The organism is Pseudomonas sp. 05T35 (assembly GCF_056396605.1).
This window is the reverse complement of sequence record NZ_JBFTLU010000783.1, coordinates 1-998: the sequence shown is the minus strand read 5'-3', so window position 1 is coordinate 998 and position 998 is coordinate 1. Positions and strand designations below refer to the sequence as shown.

1 protein-coding gene and 1 pseudogene are annotated in these 998 nt (G+C 60.7%); one reads left to right on the top strand and one right to left on the bottom strand.

All coding sequences use genetic code 11. The features are described from left to right. Positions 1-253 precede the first annotated feature (253 nt). Entirely contained in the window at positions 254-694 is a 441-nt protein-coding gene (locus AC1DH9_RS29805) for a carboxymuconolactone decarboxylase family protein (protein ID WP_427539707.1), read from the top strand. Between the two features lie 7 nt (positions 695-701). Here AC1DH9_RS29805 and AC1DH9_RS29800 read toward each other — a convergent pair. Then, positions 702-998: pseudogene (locus AC1DH9_RS29800) on the bottom strand (DHA2 family efflux MFS transporter permease subunit); the annotation flags it as partial.

Here is a 998-nt window from a genome sequence, read left to right as displayed (position 1 = left end):
GTACACGGTTTGCCTGCAAGAACGTGTTGCCTGAATTTACGACTGCTTCGCAGCCGAACGCAGCCTCGCGGGCTCGGCAGCTGCTACGGTTGCGACGGTTGCTGTTACTCCGGCGGATCGAGGTGATTCAGTGTTCGATTAAAAGACGGGCGGGTCAGTCATTGGCTACCCCTATTTCTGAACAATTGGCTATTTGTGCCAATCGCCGGCAGCGCTACCGTATGGCGCATCCCCACTAGCTACGGAGCTGACCATGCAATCTCGTGTCGATTTCTACACCGCCTCGCCGGATGCCCTCAAAGCCATGATCGCGCTGGAAAGCGCGGTGACAAAACTGCCGCTGGAAAAGTCGCTGATCGAACTGGTCAAGCTGCGTGCCTCGCAAATCAATGGCTGTGCCTTTTGCGTCGACATGCACACCGCCGATGCGCGCAAAGCTGGCGAGACCGAGCGCCGTCTGTATGCGGTGTCGGTCTGGCGTGAAACACCGTTCTTCACCCCGCGTGAACGTGCGGCGCTGGCCTGGACCGAAGCCCTGACTCGCATCAGTGAAACTCACGCCCCGGACGAGGACTACGCCCTGTTGAGCGCCGAGTTCGACGCCAGGGAAATGGTCGACCTCAGCGTGGCGATTACCACCATCAACGCCTGGAACCGCCTGGCGGTGGGCTTTCGCAAAATGCCCCAGGCCTGATCCGGGATCAATGGGCGTCTGCTGACGGCGCAGCCGGTGGTTGCACCTTGCGCATCAACGGCACCATCAGCGTGGCGATCATGAAGCAGACCATGATCGTCAGGAACGCGTCGCCATAGGTTTGCGTCTGGGCTTCGCGGTAGGTCAGCAGCCACAGTTGGTGCAGGCTGGCCGTCACGCCTGCGTCGCCGCTCTGACCCAGGGCGGAGAAGTTGCTGCCGACCTGTGACAGCCACTGGTTCAGGGCTTCATTGCTGCTGTTCAGGTGCTCGGCCAGTCGCGTGAAGTGCAGGTTGGTGCGGTC

What these genes read in the sequence shown, in the direction of transcription:
- AC1DH9_RS29805 (WP_427539707.1), top strand. Translation starts at nt 254, where the DNA reads ATGCAATCTCGTGTCGATTTCTACACCGCCTCGCCGGATGCCCTCAAA.